The sequence below is a fragment of the Ezakiella peruensis genome (genome assembly GCF_900215725.1).
Taxonomy (GTDB): Bacteria; Bacillota; Clostridia; order Tissierellales; family Peptoniphilaceae; genus Ezakiella; species Ezakiella peruensis.
Genome location: NZ_LT962473.1, coordinates 1 through 23,958, shown reverse-complemented (window position 1 = coordinate 23,958; position 23,958 = coordinate 1). Strand labels below are relative to the sequence as shown.

Below are 23,958 nucleotides of genomic sequence, written 5' to 3'. Positions count from 1 at the left end.
TGGTATATTAAAGACAGAGATGTTTTATGGTAAAGAGTTTAATTCTTTAGAAGAATTAAAAGACAGAATTATTAATTATATTGAATTTTACAACAACGAGAGGTTTCAAAAAAGATTAAACTGCATGGCTCCGTTGGAGTACAGAGAGTATGCAGTTTAAATATGTGTTTTTAATTAATTGTTGTGTCTACTTGACAAGGGGCAGTTCACCTTTATGGTCGCCAAGAAATTGACCGATTGGTTGCAACAATCTGAGGAGAATTTCGGCCATATTTTTTAGTTTTCTTCACAAATTACATAATGGAAATTAAAATAGAGAAGATAAAAAAATGTCCCTTGCGTAATTTAATTTTTATCATTGGGGCGAGACTTTTGGGCGACATAAAGTCGCCCCTACATCCGCAGAGCGATAGAATAGATGAATACATTTACCCTATGGATATTGTTCAGAACGTAGGTAGCGTCCGATTTATCTCGGACATTAAAATGCCGATTGCCCCTYGTGGGCATGAGGCATTTTTTATTGTAATTCTCCTCCGTATACTCATATAGCGCGGTACCGTCTAGTTTATTCTAGACACCTCGCACACGGAGACTCGATGTCCCGTGGGCGAGATTGTGGCCATTTTTTGTATTAAAAAAGCTGTGGGTCTTAACCACAACTTCTATTAATTATAATATTTGGCTTGGGCTTGCCACATTTCCTGATAAATGGGATTTTCTTTTAAGAGGTCTGTATGGGTGCCGGTTGCAATTATGCTTCCATCTTTGAAGATGGCAATCCTATCTGCGAACTTGCAGGCGCTCATCCTGTGCGATACAAAGATTGCGGTTTTATCTGCGGAAACTTTTTTAAAGCTTTCGAAGACTTGCATCTCTGCCTTGGGGTCGAGTTTGGATGTGGGCTCGTCAAAGAGGAGGAGGTCTCCGTCCTTGTAGAGGACCCTGGCCAAGGCGACTTTCTGAGCCTCACCACCCGACAAATCAATTCCGCTCTCATAGAGGTCCTTGTAAATATAAGTTGTCAGGTCCATGTCCTTGTTAAAGCCGGCTTTGTCTAAGGCCGACTGAGCTTGGCTTCTATCATAATTTTCCCTGCAGGCAATATTTTCTCCCAGCATAAAGGAAAATAAAAAGAAATCTTGGCTGACTGTTCCCAATTTGGATTTATCATCTTTTAAATTTGGCCTCGATCCATTTACATATAAATCGCCAGCGGTCGGCTGGTAGAGGCCGGTCAAGAGATTTATAAAAGTCGTCTTGCCCGATCCATTGGCACCGACGATTGCAATTTTTTCGCCTTTTTTAACTTGCAGGTTCAGATTTTTTAATTGCAAGTCTTTGCTGTCCGGATATGAAAAGCAAATATTTTTTGCATCGATGATATAATCTGTCGAATTTTCTTGATGGTCTGCAAAAGTTTTTTCTTTTGTAGCTTTTAAATTTATTACATCGTAGAGAATATCGATCTTGGGGTCGATGGCCTTTTGGTAGCCTATGGTTTCTATTAGGACCTTGACTCCTTCGACAATTTCTGCAAAGGCGCCCTTGTATATAAGAAGGGCCTCTATACCAAAGAGTCCGCCCAGGGCCTTGACTGCCAAGACCAGCAAGAAGAGGATGTCCACTCCAGTGAGGACCAAATCGTTTAAGCCCCTGGAGAGGCCAGTCCTTACATTTATTTTTTTATCGTGCTTGAGCCCTTGGTCAACAAAATTTTCCTGGAGCTGGCCCTTAATAAAATCTTTTTCATCGTAAATTTTTATCTGCTTGAGCCTATCGTAGTCGGAGAAAATCCTCATATAAAAATCATAAATCTTATATTTGTCTGCGTAGAGGCTGCGGTCGACTTCATTTTTTTCTTCGACATTTTTTCTAATTTTAACCAGAGCCAAGGCAAGCAAAATAAATATTGCGACCACGATTAAGAGGAAATATGCAGAGCCCAAAACTGGTATGTCCACAGCTTTGAAAAGGCTTGGATAAAAAGTCCCCAGGGAGATCAGTCCGATAATTATTGTAAAGATACTGGAGGTAAAGTCGCAAAATTGGTAGACCATTTCATTGTAAACTCCGCCCATGCCCTCGGTCTCCTGCCTGTGTCTGGAAATTTTCTTATTATAATCTTTGCTGGTAAAGTCTTCAAAGGTCAGGTCAAACATTCCCCTGATGAGGAGATTTTTCTCCTTGCAATTTAAGTAGTCGGTGATTCCCCACTTATAATTCTCACTCATAGAGCTTAAGAAATAAACAATTGCATAGGCTGCCGCACCAATTAAAGCGAGGGTAAAAATTTCCCTGGCCGACTTGCCTTTAAGCAAAGAGTCGACCAGCTTGGATGAAACAAAGATCAGTACAAAAGGTTCAAGGGCCTTGAGCAAGCAATTTGCAAAGAGAATTGGGAGGATTTTTTTGTCAATCTTGTGGATGTCTTTTAAGACTTGCCTAGTTTTCATGGTCGTCCTCCTTGTAGTAGCTGGCTTGGAGGTCGTACATGGTCTTGTACTTGCCCCCCTTGGCCATGAGTTCTTGGTGGCTGCCGGCCTCGACGATTTGCCCGTCCTCCATGTAAATTATTCGGTCGCAAAAACGAGTTGAATTTATCCTGTGGGAAATAAAAATCGAAATCTTGTCCTTGGAAATTTTTTCATAATCCTTGTAGAGATTTTCTTCGCTAATGGGATCCAAGGCGGCCGTTGGTTCGTCCAAGATTAAAATCTCGCCGTCCTTGGCCAACGATTTGGCCAGGAGAATCCTCTGCATTTCCCCACCAGAAAAACCAGTGATCTTGTTGTTTTCAAGATTGATAACCTGGCTATCCAAGCCGTCCTCCAAATTATTTATCCTCTTGGCCAGACCCAACTGGTCAATCAAAGCAGAAACTTTTTCTTTGTCTCGGTTTTTGTTGTCAATATTGTCGATCAGGCTGCCGGGCAAGAGAAAATAATCTTGAAATAAAATACTCATCCGTCCATAGACCGATTCCGTGGAATAGGCGTCCATGTCCTTGCCATTTACATATAAATTTCCAGCGGTCGGGCGGTAGAGGCCGGACAAAACTTTTACCAAGGTGGTCTTGCCTGCTCCATTTTCTCCGACTATTGCCAGTGAGTCGCCCATTTTTAAGGACAAATTAATATCTTTTAAAATCTGCCCGCCTTCCTTGTAGGCGAAAGACAAATCTTTTAATTCAATGGATTCTATTTTTTCAAGTGGCGGTCTATTGTCAACAAGATTGTCCTCACCAATGAAGTCCCGATATTTGCCACAGACCAGTGAGATCCTCTTTAGACTTAAAATGTGCCCTGTAAAATTGTTCAGCCATTCGGAAAAGCCCATGGCGAGCGTCAGATAAAAAACAAAATCGCCAATGGAAATCTCTCCAGCCATTGCCGTCTTGGTCAAGATAATATATGTAGCCAGGTCTCTTACAAAACCCAAGCCCGCCTCGATCCCGGAAGTCGCGTTGGCCTTCCTGGTATATTTTCTCAAGATCTTGTAATAGGACTGGGAAAATTTATCCAAATAAGCAAAGATAAGTGCCAGAGTCTTGTTTAATCTGGCCTCCTTTTGGGCAGACTCGTCACCAGCAATCCTATAAAGATAATAGAGCCGCATCTCCTCCAAGGACATTTGGTCGGCAGTCGTGTTACCAAACTTGATCAGCCTGTCTTGGATGTAGTAGCCTAGAGTGGATGTCAAAATTAAAATGGAAATAAGAAGGGGCGAAAGACTAGAAAAAATTACTGAGTAGGTCAAAAAGCCTAAAAACGAAGTGAGTAATTTGGAAAATCTAATGGCCGACCAAGCACCATCAGCCTGGTCACCGTCAAAGGCAAAGGCCTTGGCCCTTTCAAAGAGGGCCCGCTGGTCTGCGCCCTCAAAGTCCTCCAAGTCCTTGGCCATCACAGCCCCCATAAGGTCCAAGCCGTAGAGCATGGAAACCTTGGTTTGAAAATACCAGGTCCTCTCCTCTGCCCAAACGCTAATAAATTTTAAAAGCAAATACAGGGCAAAGATGGCCATGAGTTTGTATAAAAATTCCCTCATGTAAAGGCCATCCACCAAAGAATCGGCCAGGGTCTTTGTGATCAAGGCCTCCACCATGGGAATGAGGACAGCAATAATGGCTGCAATAAAAACAACCAGAGCCCCCATCCGGTCCTTGGCAAACCAATTTTTTATTAGAAAAAATAAATTATCAAAAAAATTCGATTTATGTTTCATTATGTAAGTCTCCCTTTGTTTTAATAAGTTTATTATAGCACAGATGTGTGGAATGTAAAAATGCGTAATTCTAATATTGCTTTATTTTATTATACCATATATTATCAATTGCGTAAAAAAAGGAGGGTTAATCCTCCTTTTTGTTTGCATATGGGTTGATGTAGCCTTTTTCCATGCCGGAATTGTAAGCTTCGACTATATTTTTCACACCGAATTTTTCATAAATTGAGGCTATGTGGTTGTAGAGGGTGCGTTCGCTGATGTGGAGTTTTTCGGCAATTTCCTTTTTGCTATCGCCCTTTACAAGTTCCGTTAGGACTTCCACTTCCCTGGGGCTGAGTTCATTTACGATTTCCACAGCCTTGGCCTGGGTCTTGCCCTCGTGCACTCTCCTTAGCCTTTCCATCATGTCCCCGATTTCTATGGACTTGTTGATAAAATCTTTGGCCCCGTATTCAAAGGCCCGCTGCCTATAATTTTCCAAATCATAAGAGGTTAAGATGACTATCTTTTGGTCGGGGAATTTTTCCAAGATTCCACCTATCATCTCCAGGCCAGTTTTTTCTCCCCGCAGATTTATATCCAGGAGCAAAATATCATAGGCATCTTTTAAATTTGCGTCCAAGTCTTCCGGCCTAGATATATAGGTGCACATCTCGACCCCCTCCTGCTCTTCCAAGAGGACCTTTATAGATTGGCCCAGAATCCTGTGATCGTCTAAGAGTAAAATTTTAATTTTCCCTCACCTCCATGAGTACTTGGGTAAACAATTTGTCCCCCTTCAAATCATAATTTATCTTTCCAGAATTGGACTCGACCAAAAGAGTCAGAATCAAAATCCCCCTCTTGGAATCCTGGATCTTTTTAAAATCCTCCTTGGTCGCACCGTCGCTCTCCAAATTTATCAGGACCTTGCCATCCTCCATGCTAAGACTATAATTTAAATAAGTCCCCTCCGAGTGCTTGTAAATATTGTTGACCAGTTCTTTAGAAACCAAAAGCAAGAGGCGTTTTAACTTTTTATCCTTAAAAGTCGCAGCCTCAGGCTCTATATCCATGTGGACGTCCAAGTCCTTGTCCTTGTAAAGGCTGGCAATATTTGCAAAAACATGCTTCAAGGAAGCACCCACATCAATGTCGTCATAGACATTGGACTGGTAGTATTTCATAATCCCCCTAGCCTTGTCCTCCAGGTCAGTCAAAATTTCTTTTACGAAGTCCAAGTCAGGGTCCTTGGTCGACAGGTAATTCTTGCAAGCAAAAATATCCTGGACAATATCGTCGTGGATAACGCGAGCAAATTCTTCCCTCTCTTGACCAATGTGGTCAGACAGATAATAGAGCTTGTAAATCTTGTCGTAGATATTTTCTTGTTCTTTAAAATACAAGGTCAAAACTAACTCAAAAAATAAATAGGTAAAATGATACATCAGGTCTATTGATTTTGGATCAATGCCGAATATATAAACTGTAAGGCCAGCAAATACTCCAAAACCTAGGGCCAAAATTAGCAAAGACCTCAATGTCAGTGGTAATATATTAATATTTTTAAAATTTTTTATCTTTAAAAATTTTAATATATAAATGCAAATAAAAGCATAGGTCAGATAAATAATCTTAGTATTAAAATTAACGTAGTCCAAGGCACCAACGGCAATAGGGACCATAAATAAAATACTGTATATTAAAGAAGTCCTAAAAGAAATTTTATTATTAGACAACTCCACTGCAACAAAAATAATAATTACACGCCTAGTTAAATTTAATATTTTTCCCAGAACTACATAGTCTTTTACCAAAAGCCCAGTCGCTTGAAGAATAGCAAAATACATCAGTATAAAAGCATGGATGCTAATATTTTTTAACATTTTCTTGTACATATACTCACCACAACCCATCTATAGCTTTATTTTACCATATAGAATGAAGTTATCACAGTCCTTTAAGAAAATAAGACAAATTTATAAACTTATAACTTGATCAAATCTTTTTAGTGTATTTTCATCATTTACATGAGTGATGACGATAACAATTCTATCTTTGATTCCAAAAATTAAATCAAAAATAATTTCGCTTGTTTCCTTGTCCAAGTTACTTGTAGGTTCATCAAAAATCATAACATCATAATCTTCTACTAGGAATCTTGCAATGTCTATCCTTTGTTTTTCACCTGTAGATACTTGGTTCCTGCTCCCTTCTTCAATAGACTTATCTAAAAAGCTGTCATTAAATTTCAATTCCCTATAAAGACCATTATTAGCTTCCAATTTTCTATAGAGCTCTATGTTATCTCTTACAGATCCATCAATATAAAAGTCGTTTCTTTGTATATAAGCAACTTTCTTATATAGGTCGTCGGACAAAATTGTATTTACATCTTGCTTGTTTAGCTGGATCTCGCCTTTGTACTGGTCTGAGCCATAATATTTCATTATTAGCTTAGCAAGAGTGGACTTTCCTCGCCCGGATTCTCCTACTATGGCGTAGGTTTTTCCTTTTTCAAATTTTGTATTAAAGTCTTCAAAAATTATCTTATCTTCTGCAAACTTAAAATCCAAATCTTTAATGTCTATAGTTGAAATATTGTTTTGAATTAGTTGACCTTTATTTTTCTCTGTTGATAAAATTTCATCAAAACTTTTCATGATGTCGCTAACTGTCCCCATCAAGTTTTTATTATAGGCTAATTGTTGCAAGGGATTAAACACGCCATTTAACAAGTTTATTGCAGAAATTAATAAACCAACTGTAATATCTCCCCTAAGAGCAAACCATACCCCTATTGACATGCAAGCCAATTGGGCAAAAAAACTGAAAAAAAGTCCAAGGTCATTGGCAAGTCTAGATACAAATATATATGAAAACCTGCTTTTCTCATATTGTTTATCCCTATCAAGGTATTTTTTCAAAAAAATATCAGATACGCCAAGTAGTTTAATTTGTTCAAAGCCTTTTAGATGATTATTTATTACCTTTAAGTAGTTCGCACTTTCCTCTGAAAATTCATTGGTTTTTTTAGCCATTATTACTCCCGGTAATTGGGATAAAATTATCGTAACAAGTGAAACCCCAACGAATAATAAACCCAATTTCCAATTGATAAAAAATATTGTTCCAATACTAACCAAGGCCGATATAAAGTTCGCAACAATCTCGCATCTAGGTGACAAATAGTTTGTTTGCAATAGGTCAATGTTTTTTGTAAAGTTGTTCAAATAATATTCATTTGACTTTGATACATAATCGTTCATTTCCTTTTTATTGACAGACACATAAAGGTCTTTTTTGGCATCTCTAATTATGTCTGATATATTTTTACTCTTTATATACGTGAATAAAAGGGAAACAATAAACCATCCGATTACAACCTTAAGACATGCTAATATTTTTGAAACAAAGTCTACATCTTGGTTAACTACAACGTCAACAACTGTTCCTAGTCTAACAGAAAACATGGCAAATAAAACCGCTGACCCTATACTTAAAATCACCGCCAAAACATATGTCAACCAATGTTTTTTGATTATTTTATTCATAATAAACCTCCTTTAACATTTTTTATTCTAGCATGAGTTAAAAAAGATTACATGAGTAAATACTGCAAATTTTATTTTTTTCTGCAAAAAAATTGTGGGTTTTTAGGCCCACAACTTTATTTTGTCATCTTAATTTTTATAAATTGATTTCTTTATTGGATATTTCTCCCGGCAGGGAATCGTGGGAGATTATAAAGGTTATCCTCTTATTCCTCTCTTCATTTACGCGGGCGTAAATTTCACGGGCTGACTTGTCGTCTATGTTGGATGTGATTTCGTCTAAGATCAAAACGTCTGGGTCGCGGTAGATAGCTCTGGCGAAGGCTATTCTTTGTTTTTCTCCGCCCGATAGGTTGGCGACTGCTGGATTTATAATTGTATCCACAGTTTTGTTTGCAAAGATTGGGGCCAGGAGTTTTTCATTTTTTATTTTATTTCTCATTTGCCCCTGCTTATTTTTATCTATTATTATATTATCCAAAATGCTTGCGTTATAAATCGAAGATTGCTGGCTGAGGTAGATTACCCTTTCCCTTAAATCTTCATTGGCCAGGTCCATCATGTCCTCGCCGTTGTATTTGATGGTTTCGATTGGCCTAAACTTGGTCAGGTATTTTACCAGAGTCGACTTGCCAGTTCCGCTGTCGCCCTTGACCCAAACTATATCGCCTTTGTTGAAAGTTTCATTGACATTGACCGTCCTTAAAAATTCTCCGGCGCCAATGTGGTCAAGATTGATTTCCATATTTTGAACTGGGTCTAAAGTCTTTGTGCCATTTGGCTCTGCCAGGCTTTTGACCTCGTCAATAAATCCTGTAGCGACTTTATAGTCTCTCTTGTTTAAATTTGAAGAGACGATTGACGAAACGGCTGAGAAATAAACCGGTATAAGGAATATTACTATCATAATAACCCCTGCTTGGTAGTCGCCTTTGGTCGCCATAAAGAGCATGTAGAGCATGATTATAGACCTGACGACTTCGTTAAAGCCGTGGATTATATAGCTGACGCTTTGGGCGTAGACATTTACATCTGCCATGGATTTAAAAATCTTGTGGACGTCGCCATCGATTAAATTTTCTATATAGGAAAACTTGGATAGCTGTTTGAAATCATCCACATTGTCTATAAAGGACAAGACTTTTTGCCAGCCGGCGCTCGTCTGTTCTTGCATGACCTTGGATTTTTCAAAGAGCTTTTTGTTTAGGGCCTTGTAACCCAAGATATTTATGGGGAGGACTACAGCCATGGCAAGGGCGATGACCCAATTTACCTTAAATAAAATGGCAAGGGCTCCCAAAATTATAATTATATTTGACCAAATATTTATGTAATCTCCGGTCATAAATGAATAAGTCGAGTTGACGCTCATTATAATTCTTTCAAGGACGTTTAAGGGGCCACGATTGGTGAGTTCATCATATTGCATCTTGTGGGCTTGGCCAAGGGAATTAAAAAAATTACTCTTGTTAAACTCCAGGGCAAATTTCTCCCTAACATAAATCAAAAGCACCCTGATCAAATATGAGGCCACAATAATTCCTGCCAGAGTATAGATCATAGCGTTGTCAATGTTGATGTTGTTAGCCTTCCAGTATTGGATAAGGGCCGGCGGCACCAAAGTAATTACCGCACCAATAATTGCAATCAAAAGCATGGTGATAAAAAATTTCTTGTATTTCATGTTTTCCTCCTCTTGTTTTATTGATTTATCTTATTATATCACAAAAAAAAAATAAAGCTACATTTAAATTCTGCAAAAAAATTGTGGGTTTTTATGCCCACAACTTTTAATCTCTATCCACCTTGGACGGTTTTATTTTTACCAAACTTATAGAGGGCTTGGCAAGTAATATACAAGATTATAATCCAAATTATTTGAATGACTAATCCCTTACCGTAATTTTGGTCCATGGCCCCTGACAAAATCTTGCTTGGCAGGTAATAGATATAGGCGAAGGGCGAATAGAGGGAAAGTTTTTGAATTAAATCCGGAAAAAAATCTATTGGCATGAGCGAACCGCCTAGTATGGCAAAGATTTCAAAGATCAGGTCCCTCATGGTGATGGTCTTTTTCACCCAAAAACTCAAAAGCCCTATTAGCATTTGGACCAAGAATAAAATTACATAGCCGGCCAGTGCTGACAAAATCCCTAAAAATATGTGCCTGATCTCGCCCTTATAAAAAATTGTGTAAATCAAAATATAGGCGGCCATGGGCAGGGCTGATGTCGTGATAAAGATGCCCAGCTTTTCAAAAAACTTCATCAATATATAAGAGACTGGACGCGATATCCAGATAATTATCTCCCCTGAATTTATGCTGGTCCAGACTTCATAGCAGATGTACATGGCTGGGGTAAAGACGAGTGTCAATATGGACAGGGCCAAAAAATACATCATTATGCTGGATAAGGTAAAGTCGCTAGCCAGCTGGTCAATGTTTGCAAAGCGCCAAAAGTAAAAGCTAATTGCAATTTGGATTCCAATCGAAAGGTAGGAAAATTTGTAATTGTGGGCAAAGGCCTTGCGTTCAAGCTTGCCCATTTTAAAAAGTCTAAAATATTTTTTCATCTTAATTACCTGCCCCTAAGTATAGGCTCATTGCTTTTTTAGCAAAAATCCTAAATAAAATTTTCATTAATACAAAGGACAAAAAACTGACCAGCAAATAAATTTTATAATCCACTTTTGCAAAGGCAATCTTGGTTGGGAGGGTGCTCATAAGGGCCAGAGGAATTATATAAATAAAAAACTTGTAAAGGCCCTTGGGGAAAATGTCCGTGGGATAGGACTTGGCCTTTAAAAATGAAAAAGTTAAGTCTCTGATGTAATAAATTTCCCCCAGCTTAAAGGCCAGGAGGGAAAAAGAATTGTACATAAATTGCAAGGTCAGGGTCGCAAAAATCGATGTTGTTAAAGCGACCAAGACCAAGTATGCAGACAAGCCATAAGCTATAAACGAATAGATGATAATGGCGAGACCTAAGACGGCGTTAAGTAAAATATAAATAAAATTCATCCGACTAAGGACCAAAATCGCAAAGGGACTCAGGCCCTTGGTCATCATGACATCAAATTCGCCAGAGATAATCTTGTATTCCAAGTCTCTAAAGCCAAAAAATATTTCGCTAACAGCCAGGGACACCATATTAAAACCGACCATGAGGCTGATTTCCTCTACTCCCCATCCGTCAAATCTAACTCCCATGCCTTTGATGGACAGCCAAAAGACCAGGGTCGACATGATGGAAATAAAAAAATCGAAGACGCTTAAAATCGCATCGCTTTTAAAAACGGTCTTTTCCTTTATATATAATATAAAATACCTGCGTAAAATTTTTAGCCTATGGCTGATAGTAGTCATACAAAATATCCTCCAAGTCTGGCTTAGAAAAAGTGTAGGAGCCTATGTCAAAATGAGCGGACAAAAACTCACCTGCTCCTTTAGCTTGGTCAGCAGGCAAAATATACTTGTATTCGCCTTGGATTTCTTCCACAAAAAATTCTTTTAGGTCGTCCAATTTGATTTGAGATGTCAAAACCATCTTCTCTGCCAACTTTTCCTTGAGCTCGGTCCGAGTCAGGTCTATTAGCTTGTGGCCCCTGTTGATTAAAATAATTTTATCGCAAAGCTTCTCCACATCCGTCAGGTCGTGAGTGGTGATTAAAATCGTCTTGCCCTCAGCCCGGATGCTGGATAAAATTTCACGGAAGGCGAGCTTGGCTTGGATGTCGAGGCCTAAGGTCGGCTCGTCATAAATAAGTAAATCGGGTTCGTGGATTAGGCTGGTCAAGATTTCGATCTTAATCCTCTCGCCCAATGACATGGTCCTAACGGGCTTATCTAGTAAATCGCCTGCGGATAAAATCTCCACGTACTTGTCCAGAGTCCGCTGATAATCTTTATCGGAAACATTGTAAATGTCCTTCATCAAAAGCAAGGACTCCTTGGCCTTTAGATTAAACCAGAGGGATGACCGGTTGCCAAACATAAGTCCATAGTGCTTGGACAAGTCTTTGATGTCGGTGCTGGGTTTATAACCCATCACGTCCAGGCGGCCAGAGTCCGGCGTCAGTATGCCAGCAATCATCTTTATAATTGTGGACTTGCCAGCCCCGTTTGGCCCAATCAGACCAGCTATTGTCGCTGTGCCGACGTCAAAAGAAATATCCTCCACACCCAGCTTGCCCTTGTATAATTTTGTAACCTCGTCAAAAGAAATAACCATAAAGCCTCCTTATTGAATTTATTATAGCATAGATGGGGGGAATATAAAAACAAACCAGTCAATTTTATTCTATACAGCTTTAATCTATTTTTATTTATCCTGCCATAAGCTTTATTGATAAGAAATATATTCTTTGTTTTTTCTCAAGTATTCTTCGTATAAATCCCTATAAATCTTAGATTCATCTAGCAAAGATTTATGTGAGCCAACTGCTTCAATAGATCCATTATAAATTACAATAATTTCATCAGTCAATTTGGACAATAAGTCAATTTTATGAGACACTATCAACCCTCTCTTCCCATCTAAGTATGATTTCAATACTTTCGCATCTTTCGATTCACTAATCAGATCAACGCTAGTAAAAGGTTCGTCTATTAAAAAAGGGACATTGCTTTTTAAAAGCAGCATTCTGGCTAAGCAAATTTTATTTTTTTCACCACCAGATATTGTCTTACCTCTTTGTCCAAATTTTCTTCCTTCAAGGTGTGTTAAATTAAACTCAGAAACCAGCCTAGAGTAGTCTTCTTCTATATAATAATTGTGAGATGCTATTATCAAAGATAACTCCTTGATGGCGTCTGAACCTATTAATTGCAAGTTATTAACAAGTTTATCCCAAAATTCTGCCTCATCATAATCGGTTCTGGACATTTTTAATGTGTGTATAATTATATCCCTATCCTTCACACTAAAAATGTTTTGACCGCTTTTAATTTCCAGTAAAGATTCAAATATTTCCCTTTGCCTTTGATCAAACTTATCCGCACTTAGAGGATCCTTTCCAAGAGTAATATTGTATCTTAAGTCATCGTTAAAAATTTCATTTTCTTGTGGATAATACTTAAACATACTCAGCCTTAAATTTAAGTCATATTCGTCTACCTTGTGTCCGCCAACTATAACTTTTCCATCGGTTGGCATTGTCTCTCCTAAAAGCAAATCAAATAAAGAAGACTTTCCTTCTCCTGAAAGACCAACAATTCCATACACCTTATCTATGTTAAGATTTATATGATCAAGTATTTTTCTATCCTTATAGTCAAGGGACACATCCTTCATGAAAACCTCATAATTATTAGCTAGTAATAGGTTTGGCTTAGCATCAAAAGAAGATTTGTTCCTATTGTACAACAGTTCTATATTAGTCTTGGAGTCATTAATTGTTTTTATAAAATATAAGGGAAGATATACCGACTGAAAATATGCAGTTATAGCAATAAAACTAGATATTTCTAGTCTTCCATCAATTATTTGATACATGGAAATTATAAAAAATATTACCAAAAATATTTGCTTAACGCTATCAATAAATCCATTGCCCAATCCAGCTAAAGTCAAAGACTTTTGAAAACTCTGGTCTCTCAAATCAATCTTATCATTTATCTCCTCTTTACGAGCATTAAAATTAGAGTTATTCATAATTGTCTTTCTGTTTTCTATAGTTTCTAGCATAATTGGATTTAATTTGAAAATTTCTTCTCTTAGCTTGTCGTAATGATAGCTCCGTTTCTTTTGAATAATCTTCACACCAAAAATTGCAATTACATAAGATAAAAGAATCAAAAGCGGAAAAATTTTCATCCACCTATATGTAATAAACAAAATCACTAAACAAGAAACAATATTTGCTAGACCAAAAAATAAATTCTTGTCCAAAAGTTGGGTTGATATTTGCTCTGCATCTCCAAAAACAGAGCTCATAAAAGCCCCTGATCCCCTAGTCTGAATAACAGAGCTCTCTTTTATGCTAAGAGACTCCAATAAATCCAAGCTAATATTTTTTTGGACAATAATTTTAGACTTGTTCAAAACATAAATTTCTAAAAAACTTACAAGTATTAGTGAAAAGCCAATGATTAAAAATGAAAGTATCTCTTTTTTTAAAAAGCTTCCCTCGCTTATACTTTGAATCAACTTTTTTTGAACTATAGGTGAGAGGACAAGTAATATATTTGTGACCAAAGCCAAAAATAATAAGTTAAAATATCCCCTCTTGTTGTCTTTCGTATACAAAAATCTATAAATTGTCTTCAAAAAAACCTCCCCGCTATTACACTGATAAAATCTGCCTTAACTGATTATCAGTTAATTTTGTAATTAATAATAATGACAATTCAGTCATTTTTTTAGAGTATCTGCACCAGAAAGGATTTTTTTCAAAAGACTTATTCAGTGAATAATCATTATAGAAACAACCATGTGAACAGGTATATTTATTCCAACAATTATAGCAATCATATGATATATACTTAATTTTTTTTATATCTTCTTCTTTGTAAAGATTTTTTAAAACAAAATCTTTTTCCGAAGAGAATCTATGACATGGATATATATCGCCTTTAATATCTACGGAAAAGATTGATTCCCCTACCCCACAACTATAATCTATATCCAGCTTAGGCATAAAAATCCTTCTAATTTCCTCGTAAAAAACTCCAAAGGGAAAATCTTTATTTTCTTTTGAGTATGAAACTATAAAGTCATAAAGCTCATCTAATTGCTCAAGCATTTTATCAAAATTCTTATTTTGATCAGAGTTTAGAATATCAGGAGGTATATTAACTTCTTTAAAGCCAATATCTAATAAGTGCTTATATGCTTTTACTAGAGATTCATCAAAATTGGAATATGTCCCTCGGGCATGTACATATGATACATTATCCAATAGATAACTTAAATTTTTCGTTGCTTCTTCATAGGAATCTTTTCCATTTCTTAAAGGTCTTTGCTTATTTTGCACCTCTGGATCTCCATCAATACTTACTCCAACGCTAAAATTATGTTTACTGAGAAAATCGATCATATTTTTTGTTAAAAGAGTAGCATTAGTTACTAAGTGAAATTTGTAATTAATTAAAGAGTAGCGTTTCTCAACATAATCTACGCTTTTTTCAATAAGCGAAAATGTTAAAGTGGGTTCTCCACCAAAAAATATTATATTAGCAATTCCATCACTCGGTATATTATCCATAAAAAAATCTATTGCCTTAACAGCTGTTTCATATGACATCAATCCATTTTCTTTTCCGTAATTTCCTTGTCCAGCAAAACAATATTTGCATTTTGCATTACATGTATTCGCAACGCATAGAAACAGTCCAAATCTTTTCTTTTTTATTTCTTTCACAGTATAAGAATCAACTTCTTTAAGTGTTTTCTCTAATCTATTAAGCATATCTTCTTTCTCTTTTGTATTCTCTTCTCTGCTTAACAAATCATATGCTAAATCGTCTATTTTGAAAAATTGCTTATAATTTGTTAAATATATAAATTTGCCTTCTTTATTGTTAAATAATTTATACATAAAATTTCCTCCTTTATGATTATGTTTTAATGTTTAATCAACAAATAGACCATGAAATCACGGTCTATTTGTTGATTTTTGATTAAATTGTTCTTGTGGGCCAACTATCACTAGCTCCACAACCTGCATAGTCACATTTAAGCTCAACCTTGCGATCTTTAACTAATGATTTTAAGACTTGAGGTATCAAAGTTACGAACATATTCTCACCCCCTATATTTTTATATTCTCAACCTTTTGGTCTCAATTTGAGTATATACTCATTATTAGTTTTTGTCAAGCTTTATTATTTAATATATTTAAATATTTTATCTTTTATAACTTTTGATTTGGATTTTATATTTAAGTTTATGAGATGAGGAGTTCTGTACTAATAGTTCATAGCTGAGGTTTGGTCTAGTTTCTACTTTAAGATTTACTGAATCACTAAAAATTTCTCTATATATAGTTTTGCCAGTTTCTTTTAAAATAAGAGTATAGTCTGCTCCTTTTGCAGGATATACATCAGATATTTTAATTACGAGTCCATCATGATTAGCCCCTCTCCAGGTGCTCATATCAAAAGAGTATGTCTTGTATCCATATCCCTCTATGCTTTCTGATTCGTCAACATTTGCAGATCTAAGTCCAGTTTGGTTAAATTCCTGGAGATTTAATTTTTCATAGTCTTCATCACTTATGATGCTAACAATTGAATCATTTGCAAATTCTGCCCCTGCTTTTTCTATAATTATATTTGCCTCTTCATCCGCAACTACTTCTGTACAAATTGCTAGCGATAAAAATATAGCTAGTATAAAAGCGAGCAGTCCAATTATCTTTTCGTTCCAATTTTTCATAATTACCATCCTTTCCATATTTGGTCTAAATTCTATACTTTGATTGAATTCAGTCGTTCCTAAGCCTAAGAGCTTGCCCATTGATAGGCAATATCCCTTTCGATTTTCTCTATTGTCACCAAGTTTATCTACAACAAGCTTGTCGCATAGGATTTCTATGTCATTTTGTATATATCTGGATGATATCCAAATAAAAGGATTGTACCAATGAAAGCATATTGCTAGATTTTTTATATAAGAGAAAACTATATCGTATTTTTTTATATGAGTCATCTCATGATAAATTGTGTGTTTTAACAAGTCATCATCTTTTAAAATTTTCTCCTGCAAAATTATTTTCGGCTTAAATAGACCATAGGTTGCAGGCACGTTTGTATTATCATTTAAATATACTCTAACCTTTCTTTTTATATTAAAACTTTTAATATAATCTTCAATTCTTTTATCCCCAGTAACTAAAATAGAGTTTTTCATTAACTTGTCTAGTTTTATGACTTGTTTTATCAGGTAAATTAAAATTATTATTCCTATAATAACCCTGTAGTATTTCCAAAGAAATCCACTAAAGCTATTATTTACAGCCCACAAAGTCTGATTAAAATTAATTAGAGCCTTAAAAAACATATTATTTTTAATGGGCTCAGATATTCTTATCATAAGGGTAAAAGGTATAATTAAATAGACAATCATTATCGTCCACAATATTTTATTAGCTCTTTTTATGCTATTTAAATTTAATTTTTTTCTTATTAGCAGTATTAATGCTAATAAGAATATGGCTTTCAAACTTCTTTGCATGCCATTAGATTTAATTATGCTTAAAATCATTTAAAAATATAAACCTTAAAAATTATCAAGCAGGTCTTTTATAGCTTGGGCTTCATCCTTGTCAATTCCTTTGGTCTTTAAAAATGTCTGAGCTACATTTAATAAAGAGCCTTGGAATAATTTTTCTATAGCGCTTTGTCTTTCGCTTTCTAAGCCTTCTTCTCTGGTCACTATAGGTTTCAATGTGTATTTTGGATATCTTCTACTGATAGCCCCCTTATCCAAAAGTCTGCTTAAAAATGTGTAGCATGATGTCTTTGCCATTCCATGTTTTTTATTAAGTTCTTTCCATAACTCTAAGGCTTGAATTTCTCCATTTTCATCCAGGCATTCGCCATCCCATAACATTTCCATTACCATTAATTCTCCATCTGAAAATTCCATTTGATTCCCTCCTTTTATTATTTTTTCATCATGAGTATATAACATTTTTGAATTTTAATCAAGACTTAAATTTATTTTTTCAAGTTTTGCGGCCAGGGATCATATTTTTTCAAATTTTCCGTGCGTGACAATCGAAAAAAAATTTTTAATTCGTAATTCAAATCAAAAAAATATTATCAGATTGACAATCGGCCCTGTAGCGTCCACTTTATCGTGGACAAACCGATTGTCAATCTTTTGTGCATAGATGCCAAGAGGTCAATTTTTTGGCGACCATTTGCGTACGAGGCGGAAGTTGTAGAGGTTACCTTTATGGTAACCACCGCCTCGTGTGCAAGGATCGCCGCTACAGGAAATTGACCGCTTGGAAAAATTGCACAAAAATTTTCTTGCATTTTTCGGGCTTTAGTATTAAAATATACTCGAGGTGATATTGATGAAGAAGTTATACACTGGCAAGACCAAGGATGTATATGAAATTGACGACAAGACTGTTCTTTTAAAGTTTAAGGACGACGTAACTGGCAAGGATGGAGTTTTTGATCCGGGCGAAAATCACGTTGGCCTAACTATGGAAGGCGCTGGCAAGAGTGCTGTTACTATGACCAAATATTTTTATGAAAAGTTAAACGCTATGGGTGTTAACACTCACTTTGTTTCAGCTGACATTGACAAGAACGAAGCCGTTGTTAGAAAGGCTAAGGTTTTTGGCAAGGGCGTAGAAGTTATCGTTCGTTACAGGGCTGTGGGTTCTTTCATTAGACGTTACGGTCTCTATGCTGAATCAGGCGACAAGCTTCCTACTTATGTTGAAATTACTTTGAAGGACGACGATAGAAACGATCCTCTCATTACAAAAGATGCTCTAGCAATTTTGGGCATTATGTCTAATGACGAATACGAAGAGCTTGTTAAGCTGGCTGCAAAGACTGGCGATTTTGTTAAGGAAGAGCTGGCCAAGAAGGGTCTTGAACTTTACGATATCAAGTTTGAATTTGGTATGGTCGATGGCAAGGTTGCCTTGATCGACGAAATTTCAGGCGGCAATATGCGCGCTTACAAGGATGGCGAATACGTAGAACCTTTGAAACTCGAAAAGATTTTCTTGGGTTAATATTACATTTATATTAAGTAGATAAGACTAGCGTTTACGGACGCTAGTTTTTGGTTATATATGTATTATAAATACGAATATGTATTATAAAATACAAGGAGGTATATTATGAGAAAAACTTTAAGCATTATGCTGGTTAGTTTGCTTGCTATTTTTGCTTTTATGTCAACCGACGTTAAGGCAAATGATATGGTAGATTACCTAGTAGAAAAGAAAATCGTTGAAGGTGATGGAAGTGGCGATTTGAAATTGGATTCACCTATCGACAGGGCTTCATTTGCAAAGATCGTTGTCTATGCAATTGACCAAGTCGAACTTGCAGAAAAATTAAAACCTGCTGCTCCTATTTTTAAGGATATGAAAGCTGGCGGCTGGGCAAATGGTTATGCCAATGTTGCAGCTACCAAGGAAATCGTAAATGGTTACCCAGGAAATCTATTTGCTCCAAATGATTTCGTTACTTACGAACAAGCTATCAAAATGTTAGCAGTTGTTGCAAATGGTGCTGACCTTCCAAAGGTTGAAAAGGCTCCTGGTCAAACTTGGGCTACTCCTTATATTGAAAAGGCTAGCGAACTTGGAATTTTAAAACACTTAAATGTTACAGACTACAAGGCAAATGCAAAACGCGAAGACGTTTTCAACATGCTTTATGAAGTTTTACAACTTAAAAATCCTACACCACAAGCTTTAAATATCAGAGCTATTGTTAGCGAACTTACAGATGAAGGCGCTAAGCTCCACATTTTAAATGCTGGCGATGCCAAAGACTTAAAAGTTGGCGATGAAGTTGCCTTTAAATTTGCCAAGGAAATCAATCCTGCAAATTATTTGGGCAAAGCTATTGACTTCAAATTTGAAGGAAGCGAAGTCAAAGAAGTTAAAGTTGCCAAGGAATACGAAACTCTAACCGGTTCAATCTCAATCGGCAGAGACGGCAGCCTCTACATGAACGGTGAAAAACGCGGCTATGTTATCGACGAAAAAGAAGGCGCTGAAGACAGGCTATTAAACATTGTTTACAATGGAAAGAATTATTCACTTGCAAACTTTAGAGCTGATGCAAATGACAAGGCCGACTTTGGTCAAGTTACAGTTCACAACTCAAAGGTTGTATTTATCAATGCTTTCAACTTCAAAGAAGCTGCACCTGTTGTAGATTTCAAGGGCAGAGATATCTATGTTGTTAGAGATGAAAATCCTAATCAAAGAAAGAAATTAAACCTAAGCGAAATTTGGGTTTATGACCGCAACGAACTTACAAAGGGAACTGATACTTCAATTTCTATTGACGACGTTCTCCACTTCTATGACAATGACAAGGTTGTCGTTACCAAGAAGACTCTAAGAGATGTTGAATTTAGAATTCAAAACGGTATTATCATGGTTGACGGCAGAGAATTCCCACTTGCTGACAAGGATGGATTCAGAGCTGTTCTAAACCTACAAGACAACACTTATGACACAGTTGTTCCTACCAAGATTAATTCTATGCCAACACTGCTTTCAATGGCAGGTCAAAAGAACACAATCGCTGTTGATATCTTTGGCAAAGTCCAACTTATCAGGGGCGACCTCTCACAAAAAGAAGAGTTCATGATCGTTGATGCTTTGACAGCTAGCGAAGTTCGTCTAAAAGATATGACTAACCGCACTATCGAAGTTAAAGATAGCCTAGGCATGTCAATCAAAGATGGCAACAGAGTTATCAAACTTTCAGACTTAAATGTAAATGATTTGGTTTACGTTTTCTCAGACAAAGATGGCGTTAAGAAGATTGCTAAGGTTTCAACTCTAGGCGAATCAGCCAAAGTTGACAAGGCTGGAGACAATTTCAAGATTGACCTTGCTCCAAGTCGTGGACGTTTTGCCCTAATCAATGTTGATGGCAAGACCTATGAACTCAGCAAAGACAGCTTTGTCCTAATTAAATCAGGCAACACTTACAAGTTTACAGACCTAGACTTTGTAAGCAAATACGCCAACAAGGACAAAGACCTAATGGCATCAATCGTTACAACTGCAGACTTTGAAGCTGCAAACACAGGAGTTAAGCTCCCACTATCAGCTCGTAATGATTTAATCTACGCTATCCTCTTTGACAACTTTGAAGAAACTCAAACTGTTAAAGAAGAAGTTGTTGTTAAAATGACAAACGGCTTTGACCAAAAGTTAGACAAGGCAATTATCGCTGAAGACATTAACGGCAATGCTGTTTCCTATGAAATTTTCAAAAACGCTAATATCGAAATGCTAAATCCAAACGACATCGTCAAGCTTTCACTTGGCGAAGATGGCAAGGTTGTAAAAGCTGAAAAGGCAATTACTCCAGATATGAGAGTTTACCTGATCAAATCTGTTTCAGAAAAAGACGGCATTACAACTGTTGAATTCACACGCGAAGAAACAAATGAAGATTTCACAAAAGTCTTGGCAAGAGATGCAAAAGTATTTGGTCGCCTCGAAGAAGGTGCCAAGATGCGTATGATGGTCGTAAATGACGACATCGCAGTTCTTGAAATCGTAAAATAAATCTAAGATTAAAAATATAAACGGGGCGAAAACTTAAGGCCACTTCCTGTGGCCTAGCCTCGTTTTTTTGTCAGAAAAATTAAAACACTTTAAAGGAGGAAATTATGAAAAAATTACTAGCTATAGCTCTGGCCAGCCTCATGGTCTTTAGCCTCATGATACCGGTCAAGGCTGCCAAAGAGGACTCAGCCAAGTTGGAAGAGTTAATGATCTTTACCAAAAAAATATTTCCTATCGCCAATGACTTTGACGATATTTCGACCAATGTTAGCGATGATTCCTATTCCATAATCTGGGCTTACAAGGACGAGAAAAAATCCGAACGAGTCCGGGTCCAATATGACAAAAAGGGAAATCTTATCGACTACTACAATTACTACAAAACAGACGCCAAGACCAAGTCGGTCATAAAAAGATCAGATGCGGAAAAACTGGCCACAAAAACCCTAAAGGCCCTTTATCCAAAGAAGGCCTACGATTTTTACCTGACCGACATCCAAGCGACTGGCGAGACTTTTACTTGTGAATTTGGCTACAAGTACAAGGACATTCCAATTTATATGGCCAATATCTATGTGGAAGTCAACAGTAAAAACGGCAAGGTCCAATCGGTCTACAGTCAGTCTCTGGGCAGGCTGATAAATGATATTGACTTCAAGGACCTTGAATTTAAAAACCCTGCAGACAAGGCTTATGAAAAAATGTTGGAGGCAAATCCCCTTTATCTTTTCTTGGAAAGAAATGACGATGACATCCTCTACCCTTACTACAGGTTTTTAAATACAAATCCAATTGTCGACGCAAATACCCTGGAACTTTTGGATATGCCCATGTACTTTGGCTATGGGGCAGCGGAAGATGCAAAAGTAGAAAATGCCATGGATGCACTCAGCAAAGAAGAGATTAAGGAGCTAGACAAGGTTAAAAATCTAAAATCCAAAGACCAAGCCATCAAAAAAGCCCAGGACTTCTTCAATATAAAATACGACAAGACCAAGTACCTGAACCTTTGGAAAAACGCTATATCGGATAAATATGAATACAATATCGAATTTGATACTGGCAAGGACGCCAAGGAATATATCTCTGCTGGCATCCGCGCTCACGACCTCCTACCACTTTCCTACCACAAAAATGTATATGAAGAGCCGGGCAAGGAAGTCAAGATCTATAAGAAAAAAGCTGCAGATATTATTGAAAAATTCAACAAAAAACTGGGCTTAAATTATGACATGCTTATAGAAAACACAAGCGACTACAATGTCAGCCATGAATACTACAAGAAACGTGACGAATACTATTTGTTGAACGAAAACTACACGCTCATGGCAAATGATAAGTTCCTGACAGACTACACTTTAAATTTGTCCAAGGACGACACGACTGCCCCTTACACCAAGAAAAAGATTGACCAAAAGGCAGCCGAAGCCGACATCAAAGGCAAGGGCAAATGGGAAAAGGTCATCTACGTGGAAACTTATAGGGACGACGACCAAGGTCCAAACAATAAGGTCAAGGGCATCAAAGCCGCCTACGCCTTTATGGAAAATATCAAGCCATACGACGCAGTGACCGGAGACTTTAAAACCTACGAATACAAGAAACCTTTGAACGAGCCAAGCGGCGACGCACCTAAAGACTTGGTCGACATCATCGACGCAGGCTTTGGGGTTGCCAGCGAAAAAACCTACGATGACTACTTTGACTACAAGGATCTTCTATTAAATGTCTATAAGCTCGCCAATGACTTTGTGCCTGACCTAGACAAAGCCATGGAAGACCTGGCCTTCACCAAGGTCTTTGACGAGAAAAAATTAGACGCAAATATCCCATCAGGCGAAATCTTTAGGGCCTATTACAAGGCAAAACTAGATTTATCCGATGAACTCGACGCGACCTACTTTGCAAAGACAAATGAAGACGCAAAGTTTGCTTCATATTTGCAAATCGCCCGAGCATCCAAAATCATCGATAAATCTTACAAGGCCACCGACAAAATCAAAGTCAAAGACGCCCTAAAAATAATCTCAAAAATATATTTCAAATAAAAAATAAAAAAGCCGAGATGAAAAATCTCGGCTTTTTGTGTGGAAAATTTAAAATGTTAATAATAAAAATCATCTGCATATAATTAAAAATCCCTCAATCCCACAAGGGGATTTCAGCATTTTTCGGGCCACATAAAGTCGCCCCTACATACGTTCTTATCAATATCCGTTGGTTAATAAGCTTTCGCCTGAATCTCGCTCTGCGGTTATATTGGGGCCTACAACAGATCCGCATTATAAATTGGCCCGTTTTACCACAAATCCACATTATAATTCTGTAATTTGCTGTCTAATTTGCGAAATACTTGTGAAAAATTTTTTAAGTCCTCGGAGTACACTTGAGTACACCTGCGTCCTTAAAAAATTATTTCACTTCGAATTTCATCAAATTATCCTAGCAAATTTTAAAAAATTCAATTTATTTTCCAATGATCTCTACACATAATTTCGATTTGTGTGGTTTTCAAAAATTTCGCATTATAAAATCCCCAGGCATATTTTTCCTGGGGGTGTTTTAGATTTATTATTTTACCAATAATCTTCACTCATAATCTCGCTCTGCGGGTAGCGGCGACTTTCAGCCCTGCCCAAGAGACAAGTCCGCAAGGACGCCGTCGATTGGCTAGCAGTGACTCACGCAACCTCTTGTCCAAGAAGGAAAAATCCAGCGAAGCGTGTAGGGTCCACTTTATGTGGACTGTGGGGTGTTCCCAAAAAGTTGGACAAATAATTTGTTCATCTAAAAGAATGCTTTCTACTTGCTAACTAAATTTTTGAATGCGATTGTCAAGGGTTGCGAAGCAACTTGCATAGCCCTTGACATAAAGCTTATTCAAAAATTTATCATATAGCAAGAAAGCTTCTTTATGCTCTTTCTTTTTCTTCGTAATACTTGGCCCTTTTTTCATTTG

At 36.9% G+C, this 23,958-nt stretch carries 17 protein-coding genes; 4 read left to right on the top strand and 13 right to left on the bottom strand.

The features are described from left to right. Window positions 1-4: 4 nt before the first annotated feature. The gene (locus tag CUU59_RS08390) at window positions 5-160 is read left to right on the top strand and encodes an IS3 family transposase (protein WP_425432824.1); all 156 of its coding nucleotides are present in this window, start codon (window positions 5-7) and stop codon (window positions 158-160) included. A 508-nt stretch (window positions 161-668) separates the two neighbouring features. Here CUU59_RS08390 and CUU59_RS08050 read toward each other — a convergent pair. The 13 genes from CUU59_RS08050 to CUU59_RS07990 all read right to left on the bottom strand — a co-directional run bounded on the left by CUU59_RS08050 (window position 669) and on the right by CUU59_RS07990 (window position 17,353). Continuing rightward, window positions 669-2,456 (bottom strand): ABC transporter ATP-binding protein, encoded by a 1,788-nt coding sequence (locus CUU59_RS08050; RefSeq protein ID WP_099951446.1) that lies wholly within the window; start codon window positions 2,454-2,456, stop codon window positions 669-671. Further along, entirely contained in the window at window positions 2,446-4,227 is a 1,782-nt protein-coding gene (locus CUU59_RS08045) for an ABC transporter ATP-binding protein (RefSeq protein WP_099951445.1), read from the bottom strand. Before CUU59_RS08045 ends, CUU59_RS08050 begins: the two co-directional genes overlap by 11 nt. A gap of 127 nt (window positions 4,228-4,354) precedes the next feature. Continuing rightward, complete coding sequence (locus tag CUU59_RS08040) at window positions 4,355-4,957, bottom strand: response regulator transcription factor (RefSeq protein WP_342747459.1); 603 nt, start codon at window positions 4,955-4,957, stop codon at window positions 4,355-4,357. Window position 4,958: 1 nt separating this feature from the next. Then, window positions 4,959-6,107, bottom strand: a complete 1,149-nt coding sequence (locus CUU59_RS08035) for a sensor histidine kinase (protein ID WP_099951443.1) — start codon at window positions 6,105-6,107, stop codon at window positions 4,959-4,961. 81 nt (window positions 6,108-6,188) lie between these two features. Then, window positions 6,189-7,763, bottom strand: coding sequence for an ATP-binding cassette domain-containing protein (locus tag CUU59_RS08030; RefSeq protein WP_099951442.1), 1,575 nt, complete (start codon window positions 7,761-7,763; stop codon window positions 6,189-6,191). Window positions 7,764-7,899: 136 nt separating this feature from the next. Beyond that, complete coding sequence (locus CUU59_RS08025) at window positions 7,900-9,447, bottom strand: ATP-binding cassette domain-containing protein (protein WP_099951441.1); 1,548 nt, start codon at window positions 9,445-9,447, stop codon at window positions 7,900-7,902. A gap of 113 nt (window positions 9,448-9,560) precedes the next feature. Next, window positions 9,561-10,337 carry an ABC transporter permease gene (locus CUU59_RS08020; protein WP_099951440.1) on the bottom strand — a complete coding sequence of 259 codons (777 nt, stop codon included), beginning with the start codon at window positions 10,335-10,337 and terminating at the stop codon, window positions 9,561-9,563. A gap of 1 nt (window position 10,338) precedes the next feature. Continuing rightward, entirely contained in the window at window positions 10,339-11,130 is a 792-nt protein-coding gene (locus CUU59_RS08015) for an ABC transporter permease (RefSeq protein ID WP_099951439.1), read from the bottom strand. After that, a complete protein-coding gene (locus CUU59_RS08010; RefSeq protein WP_099951438.1) occupies window positions 11,111-11,995 on the bottom strand; it encodes an ATP-binding cassette domain-containing protein in 885 nt (294 codons plus the stop codon). The genes CUU59_RS08015 and CUU59_RS08010 overlap by 20 nt, the downstream gene beginning before the upstream one ends. 111 nt (window positions 11,996-12,106) lie before the next feature. Further along, entirely contained in the window at window positions 12,107-14,032 is a 1,926-nt protein-coding gene (locus tag CUU59_RS08005; protein ID WP_099951437.1) for an ATP-binding cassette domain-containing protein, read from the bottom strand. 16 nt (window positions 14,033-14,048) lie between these two features. Next, window positions 14,049-15,302, bottom strand: a complete 1,254-nt coding sequence (locus CUU59_RS08000; RefSeq protein WP_099951436.1) for a radical SAM/SPASM domain-containing protein — start codon at window positions 15,300-15,302, stop codon at window positions 14,049-14,051. 308 nt (window positions 15,303-15,610) lie between these two features. After that, entirely contained in the window at window positions 15,611-16,939 is a 1,329-nt protein-coding gene (locus CUU59_RS07995; RefSeq protein ID WP_245870589.1) for a M56 family metallopeptidase, read from the bottom strand. Window positions 16,940-16,984: 45 nt separating this feature from the next. After that, window positions 16,985-17,353 carry a BlaI/MecI/CopY family transcriptional regulator gene (locus CUU59_RS07990; protein ID WP_099951434.1) on the bottom strand — a complete coding sequence of 123 codons (369 nt, stop codon included), beginning with the start codon at window positions 17,351-17,353 and terminating at the stop codon, window positions 16,985-16,987. A gap of 436 nt (window positions 17,354-17,789) precedes the next feature. Between CUU59_RS07990 and CUU59_RS07985 the strand changes: the two genes are divergently transcribed. The 3 genes from CUU59_RS07985 to CUU59_RS07975 all read left to right on the top strand — a co-directional run bounded on the left by CUU59_RS07985 (window position 17,790) and on the right by CUU59_RS07975 (window position 23,047). Continuing rightward, complete coding sequence (locus CUU59_RS07985) at window positions 17,790-18,467, top strand: phosphoribosylaminoimidazolesuccinocarboxamide synthase (RefSeq protein ID WP_099951433.1); 678 nt, start codon at window positions 17,790-17,792, stop codon at window positions 18,465-18,467. Window positions 18,468-18,575: 108 nt separating this feature from the next. Then, window positions 18,576-20,999, top strand: coding sequence for an S-layer homology domain-containing protein (locus CUU59_RS07980; RefSeq protein WP_099951432.1), 2,424 nt, complete (start codon window positions 18,576-18,578; stop codon window positions 20,997-20,999). Window positions 21,000-21,103: 104 nt separating this feature from the next. Beyond that, window positions 21,104-23,047: a YcdB/YcdC domain-containing protein gene (locus CUU59_RS07975; protein ID WP_099951431.1), complete on the top strand. Its 1,944-nt coding sequence runs from the start codon at window positions 21,104-21,106 to the stop codon at window positions 23,045-23,047. Window positions 23,048-23,958: the final 911 nt, after the last annotated feature.